The sequence below is a fragment of the Adlercreutzia faecimuris genome, from assembly GCF_022669055.1.
GTDB lineage: Bacteria > Actinomycetota > Coriobacteriia > Coriobacteriales > Eggerthellaceae > Enterorhabdus > Enterorhabdus faecimuris.
On the sequence record NZ_JAJMLW010000002.1, the window covers coordinates 211,848 to 234,026 of the forward strand.

Sequence of the window (22,179 nt, forward strand, 5' to 3'; positions counted from 1 at the left end):
TTAGCACTCGTCGGCCCTGGCTGCTAGAATACTGCCCCGGAACGAGGATCGCCGCGGATGAGGGAGGAGGCCCCATGCTGTCAGATCGCCGCCAGCGCGTGCTCTGCGCGCTGATCGAGGAGTACGTCGCCCGCGCGCTGCCCGTGGGGTCGCGCACCCTCACCGAGCGCTACGCGCTCGGCGTGAGCCCCGCCACCGTGCGCAACGACCTGTCGGCCCTCGAGGACGCGGGCTACATCACCCAGCCCCACACCTCGGCCGGGCGCGTGCCCACCGACGCGGGCTACCGCGCCTTCGTCGACGAGCTGCTCTCGGGCGGCCTGGACTGGGAGGAGGCGCCCCGCCTGGACGTCGCCGACCAGCTGCGCGCCACGGCCAGCGAGCTCGACGCGCTCATGGAGCAGACCTCCGCGGCGCTGGCTCGCCTCACCGACTGCCTGTCGGTGGTGGTGGCCCCCTCGCTCCTGTCCGCGCACATCTGCCAGCTCTCGCTCATCTCGCTTTCCGACCATCACGCCCTCGTCGTCATCGTGGCCGAGGACGGCCAGGTGGCCAACCGCCACCTCACCTTCGCCGACCCCGTCGCGCCCGACGACCTGGCCCAGGTGGAGGCGCTGCTCAACCGCGTGCTGTCCGGCCGCTCGCTGGCCGAGGCCCGCACGGCGGCCCGCTCCCGCGACCTGGAGGCGCTCGCCGACCCGCTCGCCCGGGCGGTGCTCGAGGAGGTGGCCGCCTGCGTGCAGGAGTCGAGCCTGGGCCGGGCGCACCGCGTGGGGATGAGCTCGCTTCTGCGCAAGCCGGAGTTCGCCCAGTCCCAGGCGCTCGCGCCGGTCATGTCGATGCTCGAGGACGACACGGTGCTGCTGCACCTGTTCGGCGACGCGCTCGCCGGCGGCGCGGCGCCGTGCGCCGTGCGCATCGGCAGCGAGAACGGGGCCGAGGAGCTCGCGGGCGTGTCGGTGGTGGCGAGCCCCTACGGCTGGGGCGACGGCGCCGGCGTGGTGGCCGTCATCGGCCCCACCCGCATGGACTACAGCAGGGTCATCCGCGCGGTTCGCGCCGCGCAGCGCGCGCTGTCCGACGACGAGCGCGCCGAGCGTTAGGTTAGGAAAGGAAGCACCCTCCCATGGCCAAGGATCTATACGAGGTTCTCGGCGTCAGCCGCGACGCCTCCGAGAGCGACATCAAGAAGGCGTTCCGCCACCGCGCGCGCGAGCTGCACCCCGACGTGAACAAGGCGCCGGATGCCGAGGACCAGTTCAAGGAGCTCAACGAGGCCTACGACGTGCTCTCCGACCCGCAGAAGCGCGCCCAGTACGACCGCTTCGGCACCATCCCCGGCGCCGCGTCCGGTGGGCCGGGCGGCTACGGCGGCGGCTACGTCGACCTGGAGGACCTGTTCGGCGGCGGCTTCGGCGGCATGGGCGACATCTTCTCCACCTTCTTCGGGGGCGCGGCCGGCGGCGCGCGCCAGGTGCGCAAGAACGGCCGCGACATGGGCGTGGGCCTGCGGCTGACCCTGGACGAGGTGGCGGCCGGCGTCAAGAAGGAGATCGTCTACGACCGCCTGGCGCCCTGCCCCGACTGCGACGGCACGGGCCTGGGGGAGGACGGCGAGGAGGTCACCTGCCCCGAGTGCAACGGCCAGGGCCGCGTGGTCACCGTGCAGCGCACCTTCCTGGGCGACATGCAGTCGGCCACCACGTGCCCGAAGTGCCACGGCACGGGCACCGTCATCGAGAACCCGTGCCCGGAATGCGAGGGCCAGGGCCGCGTGCCCGACCGCCAGCGCGTCACCGTGGAGGTGCCCGCCGGCATCCGCGACGGCCAGCAGCTGCGCGTGGCCGAGTTCGGCGAGGCCGGCATGCAGGGCGCCCCGGCCGGCGACCTCATCGTCACCTGCCGCGTCCAGCCCCACGAGTTCTTCGAGCGCGACGGCGACGACCTGCACGCCCGGGTGTCGGTGCCCATGGTCCAGGCCGCGCTCGGCGCCGAGATCGAGATCGACGGCATCATGGCCGACGAGAAGGTGACCGTGCGCATCCCCGAGGGCTGCCAGGCCGGCCAGGTGGTGCGTGTGAAGGGCCACGGCATGCCGCGGCTCAGGAGCGACGCCCGCGGCGATCTGTTCGCCCACGTCGAGGTGGTCATCCCCAAGAAGCTCTCCAAGCGCGAGCGCGAGCTTCTGGAGGAGCTGGCCGCCGAGCAGGGCGAGGACGTGGCCGACAGCCGCTCGTTCCTCCAGCGCCTGCGCGACGCGATCTAGGCGCCGCGCCCCCATCCCACCGCCTCGCGCCCCGGCGCCCCGCCCCTCGCGGCGGCGCCGGGGCGCCTTCGTCCCCGCGGCGCCGCCGCGCCCGCAGAAAGAAGGCCCCATGTCCCTGCACCGGTTCTTCCTCGACGACCAGGTGATAGCCGCCGAGGCCGACGAGGTGTTCCCCCTGCGCCTGTCTGACGCCGACGCGCGCCACGCGCGCGTGCTGCGCCTGGGCGCCGGCGAGCACCTGGCCGTGGTGGACGCCGCGTCCGACTACTTCGAGTGCGAGGTGGTGCGGATGGACGGCGGGTACCCCGAGGTGCGCGTCGCGCGCCGCCTCGACGCGCCGGAGGAGGGCCCGAGCGTGCTGCTCGTCCAGGGGCTCGCGAAGGGCGACAAGATGGACGAGGTCGTTCGCCACGCCACCGAGCTCGGCGTGGCCGGCTTCCTGCCGCTTTCCTGCGCGCGCAGCGTCGTCAAGTTGGATGAGCGGAAGGCGGCGAGCCGCGTGGAGCGCTGGCGGGCCGTCGCCCGCAGCGCCGCCATGCAGTCGGGCCAGCCGCGCGTGCCCGAGGTGTGCGCGCCGGCCACCGTGGCCGAGGCGGCCGCGGCGCTGGCGGGCGCGACGGCGGTGCTCGTGTGCTGGGAGGAGGCGCCGAGCACGGCGCGCCTGGCCGACGCGCTGCGCGGGGCGCTCGCGGATGCGCGGATGCCCGCCGCCGACGCGCGGGTGGCCGTGGTGGTGGGGCCCGAGGGCGGTCTGGCGCCGGACGAGGTGGAGGCGCTTCTGGCCTGCAACCCGCGGGCGAGCCTGGTGAGCCTGGGGCCGTCCATCCTGCGCACCGAGACGGCCGGCGTGGTGGCGCCGGCGCTCGTGCTCTACGAGCTGGGCGCTCTCGGCGGATGCGCGGAGGCCCGGTGACGGGCGGCGCGCCGGGCGCCGGCGCGGGGCGCTTCGCCGTCGTCAACCTGGGGTGCAAGGTGAACCGCGTGGAGTCGGACTCCTTCGAGCGCGCCCTCGCCGCCGCCGGCTGGGAGGAGGCGCCCGGGGAGGAGGCCGGCCTCATCGTCGTGAACACCTGCACCGTCACCGGCGAGGCCGAGAAGAAGACCCGCAAGGCCGTCCGCCACGCCCTGCGCGCCGCGCCCGCCGCCCGCGTCGTCGTCACCGGCTGCGCCGCCGCCATCGACCCGGCTGCCTTCGAGGCCCTCGGGGAGCGCGTCGAGGTGGTGCCCAAGGCCCAGATGGGGGAGTGGCTGGCCCGCGCCGCCCTCCGCATCGCCGAGCCCGCCCCCGCCGGCTCGGGTGTTGCCCCCGCCTCCTCCGCCGACGCGGGCTCGGGTGCCGCCCCCTTCCTCGTCAGCCGCGCGGGGGATAGGCGCGTTGGGGGAGACGTCGCGGCGTCACCGGTGGCCCCGCGGCGGGCAGGTGCCCCCACGGGCGCGGCGCCCTCGGGGAGGGTGCGCGTGGGCGTGAAGGTGCAGGACGGCTGCGACAACGCGTGCGCCTACTGCATCGTCCACGTCGCGCGCGGGCGCGCCTGGTCACGTGCGGCCGACGCCGTCGTCGCCGAGGCGGCGGCGCTCGCGGCGGCGGGCACGCCCGAGATCATGCTGACCGGCATCAACCTGGGCTCCTACGACGACGGCGGCCTCACGCTCGCGGGCCTCTGCGAGCGCTTGCTGGCCGCCACGGCCGACGCCGGCGCGCCGGGCGCGCCGGCCTGCCGCCTGCGCATCGGGTCGATCGAGCCCCAGGACGTGGCCGATGACCTCATCGCGCTGCTCGCCCGCGCCGACGGCCGTCTCTGCCGCCACCTGCACCTGCCGCTCCAGTCGGGGAGCTCGCGCGTGCTCGCCGAGATGGCGCGCCCCTACGACGCCGACGCCTTCGCCGCGCTCGTGCGCCGCCTGCGCGCCGCCGTGCCGGGCATCGCGCTCTCCACCGACGTCATCGTGGGGTTCCCCGGCGAGACGGCCGCCGACTTCGCCGCCACCTGCGCGCTCGTGCGCGAGGCCGGCTTCTCCAAGGTGCACGTCTTCCCCTACTCGCGCCGCGCGGGCACGCCGGCCGCCGAGCGCGCCGACCAGGTGCCCGACGCCGTGAAGGCCGCCCGCGCCGCCGAGCTGCGCGCGCTCGCCGCCGAGCTGCGCGCCGCCGACCGCGCCGCCCGCGCGGGCACGCGCGAGCTCGCCGTCGTCGAGGCCTCCGGCCGCGCCACCTCCGAGAGCTACCACGAGCTCGCCGTCGACCCCTCCCTGCCCGCCGGCGCCCTGACCGAGGTGACGCTCTAGGGCTTCGCTAGCGCTCGAGCGCCTGGGAGGGGCTGACGTTGCGCAGGAGCGACGGGTCGTCGAAGAGCGCCTGGCAGCGCAGCTCCTCGCTGGAGAAGTCGGGCGCCGCGCCGTTGAGCAGGCTGTCGTAGAACGCCGTGAGCGGCGCCAGGTCCGGCAGCACGCGGGCGGCGGCGTTGCGGTAGTTGGCGCGCACGAGGGCGTCGCGGAAGAAGCGGGCATGGCGCTCGAAGGGGTCGTTCCCGACCGAGAAGCCGAGGTAGGCCAGGTAGAGCTCGGAGAACACGGCGACGGTGCGCGTGTTTCCCTCGACGAAGGGGTGAACCTGCCAGAGGCGCGCGATGAGGCGCGCGAAGGCCTCCAGGTCGCCGCCGCGCATCTCGCAGCCGTAGGAGCGGGCGGCCTCCTCCTCGAAGAGGTAGGCGAGGGAGGGCTCGACGAGCGCCGGATCGGCGTAGAGGACGCTGTCGCCGTTGAGGATGGCCTCCTGCTTCACCAGCGTCACCTTCTTGTGCTCGCCGGGATGGTAGACGTCGGCGTCGAGGTCCTGGAACAGCGCGGCGTGGATGATCGAGGGCATGGAGGGCACGAGCGCGAAGGCTCCGCGGCTCAGCAGCTCCGCGATGCGCTGGCTCACCAGGTCGGCCTCGCGGTGGGCGTCCCCGACGCCCGCGGCCTCGGCGTCTCCGCCCGGGCGGTGGTAGGAGCGGACGAGCGCGCCCGTCTCCTCCAGCGAGAGGTCCCCGGCGATGTTGCCGTCGGCGAGCCGGCGCAGGTAGGGCGAGGGCGTGAGCCCGTCCACCGCCTGCAGCCCCATGGCCACGCGCCAGTACCGCGCCCGGCAGGCGCGGTCGTCCGGCTCCCGGGCGGGGACGTAGTCGTAGTCGCGGGGGTCGTCGGCGGTCATGGGTCTCCTCTCTGGCTCGGGCACCCATTATACCCCGCCGCCCCGCGCCGCCTCCGAGAGCTGCCACGAGCTCGCCGTCGACCCCTCCCTGCCCGTCGGCGCCCTGGCCGAGGTGACGCTCTAGGGGTTTCGCCTCCTCCCGTCCTCTGCTATTATCGTATCAGCTATACGCTATACGATAGGAGGAGCCATGGTCAGCGTGCAGATGAACACGCGCATCGACGGGGCGGTGAAGGAGCGGGGGGACCGCGCGCTCGCCGCGGCGGGCCTCAACCCCTCCCAGGTGGTGCGCGCGGTGTGGGCCTTCGCCGCGCGCAACGAGGGGCGTCCCCAGGCGATGCGCGACCTCATGGGGGAGCTTGGCGAATCCCTGCCCGCGCCCGAGAAGCAGACGGTGGCGCAGGAGGGCTGGTCGATCGTGGGCGAGGGCCTCGCGCGCCTGGGGGTCCCGGCGCCGCCGCGGCCCGCCTCGGGCGACCTGGAGGCCCTCTACGACGGGCTGCGCGCCGACGCGCTGGACGAGCGCCTCGCGAAGTGGGGGCTGCGATGACGGCGGCGCCCCGGCTCGTGCTGCTCGACACCAACGTCTGGATCAACAACTACCTAGGCGCCCAGGCGGACGCAGGGCACGCGCGCGAGCTGGTAGACCGCTGCTGCGCGCGGGGCATAGGCCTCCTCTACGCGACGCACAGCGTCCGGGACGTCTACTACGCCATCGGCCGGTTCCTCAAGCAGGCGGCCCGCGCGGAGGGCCGCGAGGTGGACGAGACGGTGGCCCACGCGGCTGAGGAGGCGGCCTGGCGCTGCGTCGCCAACATGCGCGAGCTCGCCGCGGCCGTGCCCGTCGACGAGTCCGACCTGTGGCTCGCCGAGCGGTTCCACGCCCTCCACCCCGACTTGGAGGACGACCTCGTCCTCGCGGCCGCCGAACGCTCCCGCGCCGACGTCCTCGTCACCTTCGACCGGCAGCTGCTGCGGCGCTCGCCCGTGGCGGCGCTCGCCCCGGCCGACCTGCTCGCCCTCCTCGGCGCCGACGCCTAGTGCACGGGCCCGCAGGCCGGACAGGGCGCGGGCGGGGGGCGCGGCCCTGCCTCGCGGGCCGGGCGCGGCCGCGGGGCCCGTAACCAAGCCGTGCCCTCGGGGGCGCGGGGGCATCTGGTACAATCACGGTCATGGTAGACCAGACGCAGATATCGCTCACGGCGCCCGCCAGCGTGCCGATGGCCGCGGTGGTGGGGCAGGCCGACGAGCTGCTCCATATCATCCAGGACGCCTTCGCGGCGCGCGTCACCGTGCGCGGCGACACCGTCGTGCTCGAGGGCGACGCCATCGAGGTGCAGTCGCTCACGGCCCTGTTCTCCGACCTCATCAAGCTGGCGGAGGGCGGCGAGGAGCCCACGGCCGACTACGTCCGCCGCGCCATCGACCTCATGCGCACCGCCGAGTTCGCCCCGTCGGTCCTGCGCGAGGACATCCTGCTCACCTACCGCGGCCGCGCCATCCGCCCGAAGACCTCGGGCCAGAAGCGCTACGTCGACGCCATCCGCGAGCACACCGTCACCTTCTGCCAGGGGCCGGCCGGCACGGGCAAGACCTACCTCGCCATGGCCATGGCCGTGGCCGCGCTCAAGCGCAAGGAGGTCGGCCGCCTCATCCTCACGCGCCCCATCGTCGAGGCTGGCGAGAGCCTGGGGTTCCTCCCCGGCACCCTCACCGAGAAGGTGGACCCCTACATCCGCCCGCTCTACGACGCGCTCTACGACATGACCGATGCCGAGCGCGCCAACCAGCTCATCGACAACGGCACCATTGAGATAGCGCCGCTCGCGTTCATGCGCGGCCGCACCCTGAACGACAGCTTCATCATCCTGGACGAGGCGCAGAACTCCACGCCCGAGCAGATGAAGATGTTTCTGACCCGGCTCGGCTTCGGCTCGAAGATCGTGGTCACCGGCGACGTGTCCCAGACCGACCTGCCGCGCGGCACCTCGGGCCTGGCGCACGTGCGCCCCATCCTGGAGGGAACCCCCGACATCGCGTTCTGCGACCTCAGCGGGAAAGACGTCGTGCGCCATTCGCTGGTGGCCGCCATCGTGGCCGCCTACGAGCGCGCCGAGAGGAAGGCTCGATAAGAAGATGGACATCCTGATCAGCTACCGCTACCGCGAGGCCGACCTGGCCCCGCTGCCGCTCGAGGAGCTCACGCGCTTCGTGCTCGCCTCCGAGGGGCGCCCCGACGCCACGGAGGTCTCCATCAGCTTCGTGGACGACGAGGTCATCGCCGAGCTCAACGAGAAGTACCGCGGCAAGTCCGGCCCCACCGACGTGCTGTCCTTCGAGTGCGACGGCTGCGGCGACGAGCCGGGCGCGGCCGCCGGCGACGTCTTCGAGCTGGGCGACGTCATCATCGCCCCCGACGTGGCCGAGCGCCAGACCGCCGAGTTCGCCACCACCTTCGAGGAGGAGGTGAGCCTGCTGCTCGTCCACGGCCTTCTGCACCTGTGCGGCTACGACCACGTGGTCGACGAGGAGGCCGAGGTCATGGAGGCCCGCGAGGCGGAGCTTCTGCGCGCCTGGGCCGAGCGCGGGGCCTAGCGGCGGCCGCGGGGCGCGAGGGGGCCGCCATGGGGGAGCCGGGATTCGTCCGCAACAGGGGCGACAAGGAGGCGCATGCGCGCTTCCCGCTGGGGCGAGCCTTCGCCTGCGCCGGCTGCGGCATCCGCCACGCCTTCGCCACCCAGCGCAACATGCGCATCCACGCCGCGGTGGCCGTCGCCGCCGTCGTGCTCGGGGTCGTGCTGGGGATAGACGCCCCGTCCTGGGCCGCCGTGGTGCTGTGCATCGCCGGCGTCATGGCGGCGGAGTGCGCCAACACCGCCATCGAGGCCGTGGTCGACCTGGTGACCGATGACTACGCCGAGCTCGCCCGCGTGGCCAAGGACTGCGCGGCCGGGGCCGTCTACCTCATGGCCATCGGCGCCGTGGCGGTGGGCGCCATCGTCTACGGGGCCCGCGCGCTGGCCCTGCTGGGGCTCTGAGCCGCCCCGCCTGGAACGCAAGCGATGCCGGTCGGGCCGCGCGGCCGCCGGCGCCTAAGGAGGAACCGAGCCCCCATGCCCGACATGATCCTGGCCGCCGACGGCTTCAAGTCCGGCTTCGTCACCCTGGTGGGACGCCCCAACGCGGGAAAGTCCACCCTGCTCAACGCCCTCATGGGCAAGAAGATCGCCATCACGTCGAACACGGCCCAGACCACGCGGCACCGGTTCCGCGCCGTGCTCACCCGCGAGGGCTTCCAGATGATCATCGTGGACACGCCGGGCCTGCACAAGCCCCACGACGCCCTGGGCGAGGAGCTCAACACCTCGGCGCTCAAGGCGCTCGAGGACGTGGACGTGGCGGCCATGCTCATCGACTCGTCCAAGCCCATCGGGCGCGGCGACGAGTGGGTGGCCGCCCAGCTGCGCGGGTGCCGCTCGCGCAAGATCTGCGTGCTGTCGAAGGTCGACCTGGCCACCCCCGACCAGATAGCCGCCCAGCGCGAGGCCGCCGAGGGCCTGGCCGAGTGGGACGCCATGGTGGCGCTTTCGGCCGAGACCGGCTACAACGTCGACGCCTTCGCCGAGGAGGTCGTCTACCTCCTGCCCGAGGGGCCGGCGTGGTTCCCGCCCGACATGGAGACCGACCAGCCCATCGAGGTGGTGGTGGCCGAGTTCATCCGCGAGAAGATCCTGCGCACCTTCCACGACGAGGTGCCCCACGCCATCGGCGTGGCCCTGAACGAGATGGAGTACGACCGCAAGAAGGACCTCTACCGCATCTTCGCCGTCATCTACGTGGAGCGCGACAGCCAGAAGGGCATCATCATCGGCAAGCGCGGCGCCGCCATCAAGCGCATCGGGATCGAGGCCCGCGCCGATCTGGAGCAGCTGCTGGGCTGCCGGGTGTTCCTAGACCTGTCGGTGAAGGTCAAGAAGAACTGGCGCCGCGACGCGAGCCAGATCCGCCGCTTCGGCTACGGCGAGGGCGCCTAGGCCGCCGCCCGCGCGCGCCACGGCCGGCCCGGCGGCGCCGCCGCGCGCGCCGGCCGTAGAGTTCTGGTGAATTCGCGGCCAAACGGGCATCGCGTTACCGGCGTGCGACCTGGCCCGGCGCGCTTTTCGGTACAATGGCGGGCGGAATCGTAGCAAGGAGCCCCCGCGACCATGAAATGCCCCAACTGCCAGAGCGCCAACAAAGACACCGCCAAGTTCTGCATCGAGTGCGGACACCCCCTCCACGCCGGCCACGGGGCCAAGGCGGGGGACGCCGCGCCCGCGGGCGCGGGCGAGCAGGGGGGCGCCGCGCGCCGGGCCCGCCACGGCGCCGCGCCGAAGGACCGGGAGGACGCCGCCGCGGCGAGCCCGGCCGAGGTGATCGGCGCGTCCCTCGACGAGGTGCGCGCCCTGCGGGAGGATGCCTGCGAGGTGTCGGCCGACGCCGAGGTGTTCGCGCGGCTCATCGCCGACAACGCGCGCCGCAGCGCCCAGGACGAGGACGTCCCCCGCTACGGCGAGCGCCGCCGCGGGGCCGGCGAGCCGGCGCCAGCCGACGCGCCCGCCCACGTCCCGGCCCACGCGTCGGGCCCGCAGGCCGGCGAGCCGGCGCCAGCCGACGCGCCCGCCCACGTCCCGGCTCACGCGTCGGGCCCGCAGGCTGGCGCGCCCGGCGCCGGCGCCCCCGCGGCCGACGCGGCCGACGCCGAGCTGGAGTTCGAGTTCGTCGAGGAGCTGCCCGTCGGCGGCGCCGAGGCCGTCCCCGACGCGGCGGCCCCCGCCGAGCCGTCCGCCCCCGACGCGGCCGCGGATGATGATTACGGCGCCTTCGACGAGGCCCTCTACGCCCCGCGCGACGACGACGCCCCCGCCGGGCGCGACTCGCTCGCCGAGGTCGTCCACGAGATGTTCCCCGACGGCGTGGTGTCCGTCGGCGCGGCAGGCGCCGAGCGCACCGCCGACCTCACCGGGCTCGAGCGCCTGGTGGACTCCAGCTACGTGCCGCCCGCCTACGCCGCCCGCGCCGGCGACACCATGGAGCTGCCGACGGTGGGGGAGGGCCCGGCTGCGGCCGCCAAGCGCTACGCCGCCGAGATGGACCCCAAGGAGGCCCGCCGCGCGCGTCGCGCCCAGCGGAGGCTCGACCGCCAGATGGCCCGCGAGCAGCGCCGCGGCGCGGGCGACGGCGCCCCGCGCCCCCATCGCTCCCGAAAGCCGCTCGTCGCCGCGGCCGTCGTCGTCGCGGCGGCGCTCATCGTCGCCGGCGTCACGTGGTACCTGCAGCTGTGGGGCGGCAAGGTCGTCCCCGACGTGGTCGGCCGCTCCCAGGTCGACGCCACCTACGTGCTCGAGGACCGCGGCTTCGCCGTGCAGGCGCTGCCTGTCAAGAGCGACGACGTGGAGGGCATCGTGCTCCTCACCGACCCGGGCTCGGGGCGCCGCGCCGAGGAGGGCTCCACGGTGGTCATCCACGTGTCGGTGGCCCGCACGGTGCCCGACGTCGTGGGGCTGCCCCAGGCCGACGCCGAGGCCGCGCTGGCTGGCGAGGGCCTGACCTCGGTGGCCCTCGTCGAGGTCAAGTCCAACGAGGAGCCCGGCACGGTGCTCTCGGTCACCCCCGAGGCCGGCACGAAGGTCAAGGCCGCCACGCCGCTCACCGTCGAGGTGGCCGTGCCCTATACGGTGCCCGAGGTCGAGGGGCTCTCCCAGGCCGACGCCACCGCCGCGCTCGAGGCCGAGGGCTACGAGGTGCGCGTGGCGCGCACCTACACCGAGGACGTGCCCGAGGGCACCACGGTGTCCACCGACCCGGCCGCCGGCACCCAGCTCGACTCCGGCTCGGAGGTGACGCTCAACGTGGCGAAGTCGCGCAAGGCCGAGTGCCTGTCCTACGCGCAGGCCTACTTCCAGTCGTCCAAGTACTTCGTCATCGGCGGGAAGAGCTACGAGATCGACCCCGCCAAGCTGACGGTGGACTACGTCGGCGACGACACGACCCGCTATTCCGTGAGCGGCATCCAGTACGGCTCGCTCTTCGGCATCGTCGTGCGCGACGAGGCGACCGGCTGGCAGACCCTCACCGGCACCATCACCTGGGACGGCGAGGGCAACGTCAAGGCGTCCGACCCCGCCATCAAGCGGGCGTAGGGCCGGTGGCCCAGCCGACCTACAGCACGCGCGGCCTGGTGCTGCGCAAGACCAAGCTGGCCGAGGCCGACCTCATCGTGACCCTGCTCGCCGAGGACGGCTCGCAGCGCCGGTGCGTGGCGAAGGGGGCGCGCAAGCCCGCGAGCCCCTTCGCGTCGCGCCTGGAGCTCTACGCCGAGGCCGACCTGCTCTGCTCGGCCGGGCGCAGCCTCGACATCGCGAAGGAGGCGCGCCTCGTGCGCGGCAACGCGCGCCTGCGCTCGTCGGTGGAGCTGGCCGCCTGCGCCGCGCCCGCCGCCGAGCTCCTCTGCAAGGTGTCCCAGCCCGACCTGCCCCAACCCCGCCTCTACGACGCCACGGCCGCGGGCCTGGCCGCCCTCGACGGCGCCACGGCGGCCCAGGCGCCCGGGGTGGCCGCGGCCCTGCTCCTGAAGACCCTCGGCCTGGCCGGCCTGCGCCCCTCGCTCGCGCGCTGCGTCGCATGCGGCGTCGACGCCACGGCCACGGGCCCGAGCGTGCCCTTCTCGTTCTCGGAGGGCGGCGTGGTGTGCGCGGGGTGCCGCCCCGGGGCCGAGACGGTCCCCGTGCCCGCGGCGGCCGTGGGCTGGGCGCGCTTCCTCATGGGATCCACCTACGCCGACATCCTGGCGGCGCCGGCCGACCCGGGCTCGGCCTTCGCGGTGCTGCGCCTGGCCCAGGGGCTCATGCGCGCCCACGTCGGCGGCGCGTCGCGCTCGCTCGACTTCCTGTTCACCTGCGGGCTGTTCGGCGACGCGGAGTAGGGGAGCGCCGCCGCGCCCGCCCGCGCCAAGTTGTGCGCAAACGGTGCGGAGGCGCGCCGGGCCCCAGATTCTTCTTGCCCGCCCCCTTCCGCGGCCCTATACTGGAAAAGCTGTGTGTCCACAGCCGGTTTCGCCTTGGCCCGCATGCGCCACCCGCTTGCCCGCCCAGACGAGACCCGATACCGCGCAGGCGGCCCGACGGGCCGCGCAGGGCGCCTGGGGGCGCCCCCGACCAACCAGGAAGGTGGAATTCGAATGGCGAGCAAGAACAGTATCTCCAAGGAGAAGACCGCGGAGCTCATCAAGGAGTTCGGCAAGGGCGACGGCGACTCCGGCAGCGCCGAGGTGCAGGTGGCCATCCTGTCCGAGCGCATCCGCAACCTCACCGAGCACCTCAAGGTCCACAAGAAGGACAACCACACCCGCCGAGGCCTCATGATGCTCATCGGCAAGCGACGCGGCCTGCTGAAGTACATCAAGCAGCGCGACATCGACGAGTACCGCGCCCTCATCAAGAAGCTCGGCATTCGCGACAACATCTAGCGAACTGAACGCGGGGCCCGCCCGAGTGGCGGGCCCCGCGCTTAGTGATAGCGGTCGGCGGCGCTGGGCGTCCGCTGCTCGCGGGAGGCGGCGAACCGGTAAGTACCCGCCCCCGAAGAAGCTCCCGGGCAATGAGGCCCGCGAGAACAGAGAAGAGAGAACGGATACATGGAAAAGATCGTCGAATCCTTCGAGCTCTACGGCAAGGAGTACCGCCTGGAGACGGGCGAGCTGGCCAAGCAGGCCACCGGCGCCGTCCTGGTCACCCAGGGCGAGACGAGCGTGCTCGTCACCGCCGTCGTCTCCAAGCAGCAGCGCGACTACGACTTCTTCCCGCTGACGGTGGACTTCATCGAGAAGATGTACGCCGTGGGCCGCATCCCCGGCGGCTACCTGAAGCGCGAGGCCCGTCCCTCCGAGAAGGGCACGCTGACGGCTCGCATGATCGACCGCCCCATCCGCCCCGGGTTCCCCGACGGCTTCAAGAACGAGGTCCACGTGGTGGCCACCACCTTCGTGGCCGACCAGGTCAACCCGCCTGACACCATCTGCGTGGCCGGCGCCTCGGCGGCCCTGCTCGCTGGAGGCGCGCCCTTCGACGGCCCGGCCGCCTGCGTGCGCATCGGCCGCGACAAGGAGACCGGCGAGTTCATCGTCAACCCCACCTACGCCGAGCAGGAGAACTCCGACCTGGAGCTGACCATCGCCGGCACCGCCGACTACATCTCGATGGTCGAGGCCGGCGCGCACGAGATCTCCGAGGAGGACATGCTGGCCGCCATGACCTTCGGCCAGGAGGCTATCGCCGCCTTCTGTGAGAAGCAGGCCGCCTTCCTCGCCAAGGTCAACCCCACGCCGCTGCCCTACGTCGTGCACGTGCCCGACCCCTGCATCGCCGAGCGCGTCGGCGCCTACTACGACGCCATGGCCGCCGCCCTCAAGGATGCCGACAAGCAGGCCCGCATGGGCAAGGTCGACGACCTGAAGGCCCAGATCAAGGAGGAGTCCTTCTCCGAGGAGGAGCGCGGTGCCTGGGCCAGCGACATCAACGCCGCCTGCAAGGCGCTCGAGAAGCGCGCCATGCGCGCCATGATCATCGAGACCGGCGAGCGCGCCGACGGCCGCACGCCGGAGGAGATCCGCCCGCTGCACATCGTGCCGGGCTACCTGCCCCGCGTCCACGGCTCGGGCTTGTTCCAGCGCGGCCAGACCCAGGTGATGAGCGTCTGCACGCTCGGCATGCTCAACGAGTGGCAGCGCCTCGACACCATCGAGCCGGTCGACGGCAAGCGCTACATGCACCAGTACAACTTCCCGCCCTACTGCACCGGCGAGACCGGCCGCATGGGCGCCCCGAAGCGCCGCGAGGTGGGCCATGGCGCCCTGGCCGAGCGCGCGCTGCTGCCCGTCATCCCCGATGAGGACAGCTTCCCCTACGCCATCCGCGTGGTGTCCGAGGTGCTCGAGTCCAACGGCTCGTCGTCCATGGCGTCCACCTGCGGCTCGACGCTGGCCCTCATGGACGCCGGCGTGCCCATCTCGGCTCCCGTGTCCGGCGTGGCCATGGGCCTCATCAAGGAGGGCGACGACGTCGTCATCCTGACCGACATCCAGGGCATCGAGGACTTCCTCGGCGACATGGACTTCAAGGTGTGCGGCACCTCCAAGGGCATCACGGCGCTGCAGATGGACAACAAGGCCAAGGGCCTGTCCGTCGAGATCCTCGCCCGCGCCCTCAAGCAGGCCCACGAGGGCCGCGCGTTCATCCTGGACGCCATGCTCGAGCAGATCCCCGCGCCGCGCGAGGAGATGCGCGAGACCGCGCCGCGCATCGAGACCATCAAGATCCCCGTGGACAAGATCCGCGACGTCATCGGCTCGGGCGGCAAGGTCGTCCGCGGCATCCAGGAGGAGACGGGCGCGTCCATCGACATCCAGGAGGACGGCACCATCCACGTCGGCGCCACGTCCGGCACCGCCATGCAGGCGGCCAAGGACATCATCCTCGGCATCGTGAAGGAGCCCGAGGTGGGCGAGATCTACGAGGGCGAGGTCGTCGGCATCAAGGACTTCGGCGCCTTCATCAAGCTGACGCCGGGCAAGGACGGCCTGCTCCACATCTCGCGCGTGGCCAACGGCCGCGTGGCGAAGGTGGAGGACGTGCTCAACCTGGGCGACATCGTCAAGGTCGAGGTGCTCGAGGTCGACCCGAAGAACGGCAAGATCTCGCTGGACCGCCTCGACAAGCCGGACGCCCCGGCCGGCTCGTCCGAGCCGCGCGGCGAGCGCCGCGAGCACCGCGAGCGTCGTGACGACCGCCGCGGCGGCGACAACCGCCCCGGCCGCTCCGGTCGCGAGGCCCGCACCCCGCGCCGCCGCCACGAGGCCAACTAGCCGCGATCCGCGCCCCTCGCGGGGGGCGCCAAGCGCAAGGCCCCAAAGGAGCCGCCCACCCGGGCGGCTCCTTTTTTTTGCGCGCGGAGCAGCCGAGCGGGAAAAGCCCGATGGGCTGTGCGGGCAAGAGGAGTCGTTTTCTCCTCGCCATTAGGCTTAAGCGGGCTATAATGAGCCTTTAGTTACATCTTGGTAACGACAGCGCAACGGCATGGCAATGGCCGGGGCGTGTCTTGGCAGAGAAGTCAGGAGAGACCATGAGGAAAACGCACCCGGTTCTTCGCTGCGCGCTCGCGGTCATGCTCGCCTGCGGTCTGATGATCCCGACCGTGGCGCTCACCGCGTTCGCCGATGTGGAGAATTCGCTTACCCCCCCCCTTGCCGTCACTGACGTAGCCGCGGCGCCCGACGATGGCGCCGATGCGGCGGCCGCGGCCGCCGCCTCTAAGGCACGCGCGGCGAATGCCGGCGGCTTCACCGTGGAGGGCGGCACGCAGGCCACGGGCCCCACGCCCGGCACCGGCGACTGGTTCTTCGATACCACGAAGGGCACCCTCCTCATCCTCAGCAGCACCCCGCTCACCGTGAGCACGTCGGGGCAGACGACCAACAACATCGAGGTCTACCCCGGCGTGAAGGCCGACCTCACCCTAGCTGGCGTCAACATCAACTCGCCTCTGGCGCCCATCAACCTGGTCACCAACTCTCGTGAGGACAAGAGCGGCGTGAAGGCCACCAACGGCGACCAGATCGTGAACAAGACGATGCTCTACCTGACCATCGCCGAGAACACGACGAACACGCTCGTGTGCTCTGATGCGGGGACGACGGGATCTCCGGGCATCCGCTGCGGCTGGGGCTCCGTTCTCGTCATCGACGATGCCATCACCAACGTACGCCAGGGCGGCAGCAAGTTCAACCTTGACGACATCGTCACGCCCGAGAACGGCATGGTGCCCTACGACGTGACGCTCATCGATGGCAAGACCACGCTGAGCAAGGGCGATCCGCTCCTGGGGATGGATGCCGAGGGCTGCGTCCTCAACGTCATCGGCGGCGGGCACTCCGCCGGCATCGGGTCGGGCCCGAACGAGAACGCCGGCACCCTCGTCTTCAACGGCGGCGACATCACGGCGCGGTGCCTCCCGTTCGGCACGAACTACGCGATATCCAACGGCGCCGGCATAGGCGGCGGCTCCAACGGCTCCGGCACGGTCATGATCTTCAACGGCGGCACTGTCGACGCCTACGGCGGATCCTGCGGCGCGGGCATCGGCTCCGGCCTCGGCTATCATACGAAAGATCACCTTGCCGGCGTCACGAAGGGCGACGCCATCGACATTCCCACCGGCGCCGGCGCGGAGGCGCGATCTGGCGGCTACAGCTTCAAGGCGGCGCCGCAGGACGTCGACTGGTTCTGCTGCAAGACGTCCTATATGACGTGCCCGGGAAGAGTCCACTTCCTCATCTCTGCTACCGCGGAGAACTACTTCACCGTCGCCGGCGACATCACCGTTAACGGCGGCCTCATCAACGTGACGAGCGGAGCCCACGGCAACGCCTTGGGGCAGAGCTGCGCCCACGGGCCCTCCTCCAACCGCAACCACGTGATCCGCGTCACAGGCGGCACGGTGAAGACCACCGTGAAAGGCGCAGACCCCGGCGGCTTTACGCCGGGCCCCGACCGTCCTCCGGTAGCCTCCCTCGGCGCGGCCTTCGGCTACACCATCGTCACCGGCGGCTCCATCCAGCTCGCCACCGACGAGGGAACCGGTAAGCCCGCCTTCCAGGGTATCGGCGACACGGCCTTCAACACGCAGGGCATCGCGACGTGGGATGACGTCGAGGCCTACAAGACGGCTCACGACGGCAACGGCCTGCCCGACAACGACAAGGTGTTCATGCTCACGGTGAACCTCAAGGACTCCGATGAGAAGCTGACCAACGAGAAGATCACCAAGTTCGACCTCTACATCGGTGGCAACAAGCAGAACTACGGCGCACCGGCGCAGTTCACGGAAGGCAAGCTGTACCTGTGGCTACCGGAGTGGGCGGCCGACCCCAAAGCCCCGCAGGAGGTCCGCATCGAGATGGCGGTGCTCAAGGGCGGCGTCTCCACCCCCATCGACCCGCTCTTCATCACCAAGCCGGATGCGAACAACCCCGACCAGACGGCCAAGCGCTGGATCGAGTTCACTTTCCCCGCGGATTACCAGAAGTACCTCACGAAGGACTACGACGGCCTGCCGTTCGACCCGCTGAAGGTGGGGCCGGACAACGTCATCGAGGTCAACCGCGAGCAGGGCGGCGTCCCCATCAAGGAGACGCTGAAGAACGGCGCCGACGTCACGTTCAAGTACCAGATGCTCAAGCAGGACGAGGAGGGGGAGTGGGTGCCCGACGGGCTCGAGTCCGCCGAGGGCGCCACGTCGCTGCCCGCCGACGCGGGCCGCTTCTCCGTCACGATGATATCCTACGAGTACGCCAAGCTGGACAACTACAAGGCCAGCTACTGGGGCCACCAGGCCAAGGGCACGGCCGTCATCAACCGGGTGCCCGCCGTGCTCGAGATCGAGGGCGTGGAGTGGGGCCACCTCGACGTCGACAAGCCCGAGGGCGCCTCGGACGCCTGGACGCCCATCGTCGCCGACCAGGAGGCCGGCGGGGTGGCCGGCAACCGCCTGAAGCTCACCTTCAACGTGCGCTCGGCCAACACCACGGCGCTCACCTGCGCCGCGCCCACGGGCGAGTTCCAGGTGCGCATCGACGGCGTGGACGTCGGCGATCCCATCAAGCTCACGGCCGACGCCGTCACCGCGTCGAAGCACTCCACCTTCGAGCAGAAGGACATCGAGGTGAAGTCCAAGACCGGCGGCACCGAGACGCGCCATGCCACCGTGGTCACCTACTACCTCGACCCGGCCAACCGCGACGGGCTGCTCGAGCTTCTGGAACAGGCCGGCGACGGCGGCGAGCACAAGGTGAGCATCGAGTACATCGCCGACAGGAACTACGTCCAGGGCGTCGACAAGAACCCCGACAACGCCAGCGAGGACGATGCCTTCATCGTGCCCGTGCCGCCCAAGGGCGACGTGGGATCCGACGACCCCGACAAGGTGCAGGTCGAGGACACGCCGACCGTGCCGGGCGGCTCCGACCCGTCCGACCCCTCCGACCCGGACAAGCCCGTCGACCCCGACAACCCGACGGGCAAGACCCAGGTCATTCGCAAGACGGTCACCGTCAATTACCGCGACTTCCACCAGGAGGGCGTCGCGCTCGACGACTTCTTCCCCCTGGAGCTCACGTCCACCTCGTCGGTGAAGCCGACCTACGCCGTGTCCAACGCGGCCGTGGCCACGCTCATGCCCGCTGTGGAGGGCACGCCCGCCTACGGGCCGGGCGGCAGCCCCGCCCTGGACGACAAGGGGCGCCTGAAGGTGCAGGTGAACAGCTGCGGCACCTCGGTCATCACCGTGGAGCAGAAGCCCAACGCGCTCTACACGGGCCTCAAGTACATCCTGACGGTCAACGTCAAGCCCGACCCCACCATCAAACCCCAGGTGCAGATCCGCATGACATGGCGCAACCTCACGGCCATCCGCGAGGCGTCGCCCGCCCCGGCCGTGGCCACCTTCGCGCGAGTGCTCGCGGCGGCCGACGCGGCCAACGCCGGCGTGGGCATGAGCTCGCGGATGGCGCGGGCCGTGGCCGACCGCACCCACACCCCGCCGCGCCCCGGCGACGTGCTCGAGTACACGGTGACGGGCCTCAACCTCACGCCCGGGTCGGCCTGGCAGGCCGCCGAGCTCAGAGACGCCATCGACAAGAAGCTCACGTTCGACGAGGACGAGGTGGAGCTGGCTCCCAACTACGCCACCCACAGCGACCAGACCCAGCTCGGCTCCGACGCCTTCTACGCCGGCTTCAACTGGGACGGCCTCGACTGGGCCCCGGTGAGCCGCGGCACGGGCGATGGCGACTATCAGTTCGACGACGCGTCGGCCACGCTCTCCAAGGCCATCGGCACCGTCTACGGCGGCCAGTCGACCTCGGTGCGCTTCCAGGCCGTGGTGGGCGAGGACGAGGGGCTGGGCGACCGCCCGGCCGGTGGCAAGCTGCCCGAGATCGTCAACAAGCCCGAGGGCACGGGCGACTACGGCAAGCCCGAGGGCACGCTGAAGCCCGGCGAGCCGGTTCCCGACCCCAAGCCGCTCGACCCCGGCACCGACATCGTCTACGTCGGCGACGACGACCCCGTGCCCGGCAAGCCCGCCACGCCCGACCCCATCCCCGTGCTGCCGAAAGACCCGGCCGAGCCCGACATCGTCACCACGGTGGACGTGGCGCAGAAGGGCCACGTCGAGGAGCATGACGACGACCGCATCCTGGTGGGCGACACGCTGGGCGTCACCGTCACCTCGAAGAACCAGGGCGCCGACTCGTGCCTGACCAACGCCGTGGTGAAGGTCACGCTGCCCCAGGGCTTCGAGCCCAAGGAGGGCACGATCAAGCTCAAGGACGGCGCAGGGAATACCTACGACGTGCCGATGAGCGCCTACGACCCGAAGACCGGCATCATCGCCGTGAACGCGGGCGACCTCTACGGCGGCGAGGACGCCGTGCTCACCTTCGACGTGGAGGTGACCTCGGTCTACGACCCGGACGACCCGTCGGATCCGAATGATCCCGACGGCCCCGGCAACCCGGGTAACCCCGGCGACCCGTCGGATCCCGGCAACCCCGGCGGCCCCGACGATCCGGACGCGCCCGGCCCCGAGCGGCCGACCTCCCCGGTCATCGAGGGCGGCACGCTCGGCGAGACGCCCACCGACGAGTGGGAGCGCGAGCACCCGACCGACCCCGACGCCGAGCCGGCCGATCCGGACGACAAGCCCAAGCCCGGCACGCCCTTCGAGCCCGGCAGGCCCTGGGAGGACCTGGAGGAGGAGTTCGTCACCCCCGACCCGGTCAAGCCCGTCATGCCGCCGGTGCTGCCGGCCAGCCCCAAGCTGGAGGACGATAAGGACGGCAAGGCCGACGTGACGGTGGCCAAGGACGCCCAGAACCTGAGCAGCGCGGACGGCACCACGCACGTGGGCGACGTCGTCCGCTACACCATCACGGTCACCAACGCGAAGGCGAACACCATCTGGTACGACGTGGTCATCCGCGACGACGTGCCCATGGGGCTGGAGCCGCTCAAGGACTCGATCAAGCTCACCAGCCGCGACGGCGCGGCGCACGACGTGCCCGACGGCGCCTACGACGTGGAGACGCGGCGCCTGGCCGTGACGGCCGGCGACCTGCGCGGCCCGGGCGCGGTCACGCTCGTGTTCGACGCGCTCGTCACCGAGGAGGCCGCCGGCGCCGACATCGGCAACGTGGCCGAGGCGTTCGGCACGCTGCCCTCCGGCGTCGACGCGGGGGCCGTGGGCGAGGGCGTGTCGCGCCCGACCGGCGGCGAGCCCTTCGAGCCCGAGGACGGCTGGAAGCAGTTCGAGCGCGACCACGCGGGCCTGGCCAACCCCGACGCGTCCTACCCCGCGGGGGTCGACGCCAAGGGCGGCGTGATCGCCGAGCCGCGGCCGGAGGACCCGGCGGGCGACGGGACGGGCACGAAGGCGCCCATCCGCCTGGCCCAGACGGGCGACGAGCTCGTGGCCCCGTCGGTGGCCCTCGTCATGGCCGCCGCGGCGGCGGGCGTCATGCTCATGGCGGCCGCGGCCCAGCACCGACGCCGGCGCGAGGCGCTGGTGAGCCGCCACCGCAGCCAGTGGTAACCGCCTAAGGGGGCCGCGCCGAGAGCGCGGCCCCCTTTCCTTGTCCTTTCGCCTACAATGGGGCGATACGCTGACGATCGAAGGAGGACGCAGATGATCAAGGTTGCCGTTGCCGGGTGCGCGGGGCGCATGGGGAGCGCGGTGGTGGACGCCGTCACCGCCGCCGATGACATGGAGGTGGCCTGCGGCATCGACCCGCACGGCGCCGAGGCGGGCTTCCCGGTCTACGCGAGCGTGGCCGAGGCCGTCGCGGCCGGCGGCTTCGACGTGCTGGTCGACTTCACCCAGCCCGACGTGGTGGCTGGCAACCTCGCCGCCGCGCTGCCGGCCGGCGTCGACTGCGTGGTGGGCACGACGGGGCTTGCCAACGACGTGCTCGAGGCCCTGGCCGCCCAGGCGGCGCCCGGCACGTGCCTGTTCTACGCGCCCAACTTCACCACCGGCGCCGTGCTGATGATGGAGTTCGCCCGCGCCGCCGCGCCCTACTTCCCCGAGGCCGAGGTCATCGAGTTCCACCACTGCAACAAGAAGGACGCCCCGTCGGGCACGGCCGTGCGCACCGCCCAGATGATCGCCGAGGCCCGCGCCCCGCGCGTGAGCGCCGCCCCCGGCCGCGAGACCGAGGTGCCCGGCGCCGGGGGCGCGCGCGGCGCGCTCGTCGACGGCGTGCCGGTGCACGCGGTGCGGTCCATGGGCTACGTGGCCTCGCAGGAGGTCATCTTCGGCTCGCTCGGCCAGACGCTCACCCTGCGCCACGACTCGTGGGACCGCAGCTCCTACATGCCCGGCGTCCTGCTGGGCATCCGCAGCGTCGGCGCCCGCGAGGGCCTCATCGTGGGCCTCGAGCAGTTCATGGACTAGCGTCCGCGTACGTCCAAGGGCACGACGGCGCCGGGGCGGGGGAGGATTCTCCCGCCCCGCTTGGGTTCTGGGCGGCGGCGCGGTGCCTTGGGGCGGCCGCGCGGCGGCACGCGCTCGGCGGGTTCGAGGGTTCGCGGGACGCGCGGGCGGTGTATAATCTCATCTCATATACGTT

Annotated in this window: 18 protein-coding genes; 17 read left to right on the forward strand and 1 reads right to left on the reverse strand. The window is 72.2% G+C overall.

Annotated elements, in window-relative coordinates:
* The first annotated feature begins 74 nt into the window (after positions 1 to 74).
* The 4 genes from hrcA (at position 75) to LPT13_RS06115 (ending at position 4,552) form a co-directional block, all read left to right on the forward strand.
* The gene (gene hrcA / locus LPT13_RS06100) at positions 75 to 1,103 is read left to right on the forward strand and encodes a heat-inducible transcriptional repressor HrcA (protein ID WP_242164633.1); all 1,029 of its coding nucleotides are present in this window, start codon (positions 75 to 77) and stop codon (positions 1,101 to 1,103) included.
* 23 nt (positions 1,104 to 1,126) lie between these two features.
* Positions 1,127 to 2,266 carry a molecular chaperone DnaJ gene (gene dnaJ / locus LPT13_RS06105; protein ID WP_242164635.1) on the forward strand — a complete coding sequence of 380 codons (1,140 nt, stop codon included), beginning with the start codon at positions 1,127 to 1,129 and terminating at the stop codon, positions 2,264 to 2,266.
* Positions 2,267 to 2,375: 109 nt separating this feature from the next.
* Complete coding sequence (locus LPT13_RS06110; protein WP_242164637.1) at positions 2,376 to 3,179, forward strand: RsmE family RNA methyltransferase; 804 nt, start codon at positions 2,376 to 2,378, stop codon at positions 3,177 to 3,179.
* Positions 3,176 to 4,552 (forward strand): MiaB/RimO family radical SAM methylthiotransferase, encoded by a 1,377-nt coding sequence (locus LPT13_RS06115; RefSeq protein WP_242164639.1) that lies wholly within the window; start codon positions 3,176 to 3,178, stop codon positions 4,550 to 4,552. Before LPT13_RS06110 ends, LPT13_RS06115 begins: the two co-directional genes overlap by 4 nt.
* A 7-nt stretch (positions 4,553 to 4,559) precedes the next feature.
* Here LPT13_RS06115 and LPT13_RS06120 read toward each other — a convergent pair whose 3' ends face one another.
* Positions 4,560 to 5,459, reverse strand: coding sequence for a Fic family protein (locus LPT13_RS06120; protein ID WP_242164640.1), 900 nt, complete (start codon positions 5,457 to 5,459; stop codon positions 4,560 to 4,562).
* Here LPT13_RS06120 and LPT13_RS11705 point away from each other — a divergent pair.
* The 13 genes from LPT13_RS11705 (at position 5,458) to dapB (ending at position 22,004) form a co-directional block, all read left to right on the forward strand.
* Entirely contained in the window at positions 5,458 to 5,583 is a 126-nt protein-coding gene (locus tag LPT13_RS11705; protein ID WP_277926939.1) for a hypothetical protein, read from the forward strand. The genes LPT13_RS06120 and LPT13_RS11705 overlap by 2 nt on opposite strands.
* A 66-nt stretch (positions 5,584 to 5,649) precedes the next feature.
* Positions 5,650 to 6,009: a type II toxin-antitoxin system RelB/DinJ family antitoxin gene (locus tag LPT13_RS06125; RefSeq protein WP_242164641.1), complete on the forward strand. Its 360-nt coding sequence runs from the start codon at positions 5,650 to 5,652 to the stop codon at positions 6,007 to 6,009.
* Positions 6,006 to 6,500, forward strand: a complete 495-nt coding sequence (locus tag LPT13_RS06130; protein ID WP_242164643.1) for a type II toxin-antitoxin system VapC family toxin — start codon at positions 6,006 to 6,008, stop codon at positions 6,498 to 6,500. Before LPT13_RS06125 ends, LPT13_RS06130 begins: the two co-directional genes overlap by 4 nt.
* A gap of 131 nt (positions 6,501 to 6,631) precedes the next feature.
* Complete coding sequence (locus LPT13_RS06135) at positions 6,632 to 7,591, forward strand: PhoH family protein (protein WP_242164646.1); 960 nt, start codon at positions 6,632 to 6,634, stop codon at positions 7,589 to 7,591.
* A 4-nt stretch (positions 7,592 to 7,595) separates the two neighbouring features.
* Positions 7,596 to 8,054: an rRNA maturation RNase YbeY gene (gene ybeY, locus LPT13_RS06140; protein ID WP_242164648.1), complete on the forward strand. Its 459-nt coding sequence runs from the start codon at positions 7,596 to 7,598 to the stop codon at positions 8,052 to 8,054.
* A 29-nt stretch (positions 8,055 to 8,083) separates the two neighbouring features.
* Complete coding sequence (locus LPT13_RS06145) at positions 8,084 to 8,497, forward strand: diacylglycerol kinase family protein (RefSeq protein ID WP_242164664.1); 414 nt, start codon at positions 8,084 to 8,086, stop codon at positions 8,495 to 8,497.
* Between the two features lie 75 nt (positions 8,498 to 8,572).
* Positions 8,573 to 9,493, forward strand: coding sequence for a GTPase Era (gene era, locus LPT13_RS06150; RefSeq protein WP_242164666.1), 921 nt, complete (start codon positions 8,573 to 8,575; stop codon positions 9,491 to 9,493).
* Between the two features lie 171 nt (positions 9,494 to 9,664).
* Entirely contained in the window at positions 9,665 to 11,641 is a 1,977-nt protein-coding gene (locus LPT13_RS06155) for a PASTA domain-containing protein (protein WP_242164668.1), read from the forward strand.
* 5 nt (positions 11,642 to 11,646) lie between these two features.
* On the forward strand, positions 11,647 to 12,423 hold the full coding sequence (recO, locus tag LPT13_RS06160; protein ID WP_242164670.1) for a DNA repair protein RecO: 777 nt from the start codon (positions 11,647 to 11,649) through the stop codon (positions 12,421 to 12,423).
* A gap of 255 nt (positions 12,424 to 12,678) precedes the next feature.
* Entirely contained in the window at positions 12,679 to 12,966 is a 288-nt protein-coding gene (rpsO, locus tag LPT13_RS06165) for a 30S ribosomal protein S15 (protein WP_160710402.1), read from the forward strand.
* Positions 12,967 to 13,134: 168 nt separating this feature from the next.
* Positions 13,135 to 15,360, forward strand: coding sequence for a polyribonucleotide nucleotidyltransferase (locus tag LPT13_RS06170; protein ID WP_242164672.1), 2,226 nt, complete (start codon positions 13,135 to 13,137; stop codon positions 15,358 to 15,360).
* Between the two features lie 257 nt (positions 15,361 to 15,617).
* Positions 15,618 to 21,143, forward strand: a complete 5,526-nt coding sequence (locus tag LPT13_RS06175; RefSeq protein WP_242164674.1) for an isopeptide-forming domain-containing fimbrial protein — start codon at positions 15,618 to 15,620, stop codon at positions 21,141 to 21,143.
* Positions 21,144 to 21,236: 93 nt separating this feature from the next.
* Positions 21,237 to 22,004, forward strand: coding sequence for a 4-hydroxy-tetrahydrodipicolinate reductase (gene dapB / locus LPT13_RS06180; RefSeq protein WP_242164676.1), 768 nt, complete (start codon positions 21,237 to 21,239; stop codon positions 22,002 to 22,004).
* The last annotated feature ends 175 nt before the right edge of the window (positions 22,005 to 22,179 follow it).

Excerpts from the sequence above, each read along its gene's own strand:
- hrcA (WP_242164633.1), top strand. The coding sequence starts at position 75 with ATGCTGTCAGATCGCCGCCAGCGCGTGCTCTGCGCGCTGATCGAGGAG.
- dnaJ (WP_242164635.1), top strand. The coding sequence starts at position 1,127 with ATGGCCAAGGATCTATACGAGGTTCTCGGCGTCAGCCGCGACGCCTCC.
- LPT13_RS06110 (WP_242164637.1), top strand. The coding sequence starts at position 2,376 with ATGTCCCTGCACCGGTTCTTCCTCGACGACCAGGTGATAGCCGCCGAG.
- LPT13_RS11705 (WP_277926939.1), top strand. The coding sequence starts at position 5,458 with ATGGGTCTCCTCTCTGGCTCGGGCACCCATTATACCCCGCCGCCCCGC.
- LPT13_RS06120 (WP_242164640.1), bottom strand. The coding sequence starts at position 5,459 with ATGACCGCCGACGACCCCCGCGACTACGACTACGTCCCCGCCCGGGAG.
- LPT13_RS06125 (WP_242164641.1), top strand. The coding sequence starts at position 5,650 with ATGGTCAGCGTGCAGATGAACACGCGCATCGACGGGGCGGTGAAGGAG.
- LPT13_RS06130 (WP_242164643.1), top strand. The coding sequence starts at position 6,006 with ATGACGGCGGCGCCCCGGCTCGTGCTGCTCGACACCAACGTCTGGATC.
- LPT13_RS06135 (WP_242164646.1), top strand. The coding sequence starts at position 6,632 with ATGGTAGACCAGACGCAGATATCGCTCACGGCGCCCGCCAGCGTGCCG.
- ybeY (WP_242164648.1), top strand. The coding sequence starts at position 7,596 with ATGGACATCCTGATCAGCTACCGCTACCGCGAGGCCGACCTGGCCCCG.
- LPT13_RS06145 (WP_242164664.1), top strand. The coding sequence starts at position 8,084 with ATGGGGGAGCCGGGATTCGTCCGCAACAGGGGCGACAAGGAGGCGCAT.
- era (WP_242164666.1), top strand. The coding sequence starts at position 8,573 with ATGCCCGACATGATCCTGGCCGCCGACGGCTTCAAGTCCGGCTTCGTC.
- LPT13_RS06155 (WP_242164668.1), top strand. The coding sequence starts at position 9,665 with ATGAAATGCCCCAACTGCCAGAGCGCCAACAAAGACACCGCCAAGTTC.
- rpsO (WP_160710402.1), top strand. The coding sequence starts at position 12,679 with ATGGCGAGCAAGAACAGTATCTCCAAGGAGAAGACCGCGGAGCTCATC.
- LPT13_RS06170 (WP_242164672.1), top strand. The coding sequence starts at position 13,135 with ATGGAAAAGATCGTCGAATCCTTCGAGCTCTACGGCAAGGAGTACCGC.
- LPT13_RS06175 (WP_242164674.1), top strand. The coding sequence starts at position 15,618 with ATGAGGAAAACGCACCCGGTTCTTCGCTGCGCGCTCGCGGTCATGCTC.
- dapB (WP_242164676.1), top strand. The coding sequence starts at position 21,237 with ATGATCAAGGTTGCCGTTGCCGGGTGCGCGGGGCGCATGGGGAGCGCG.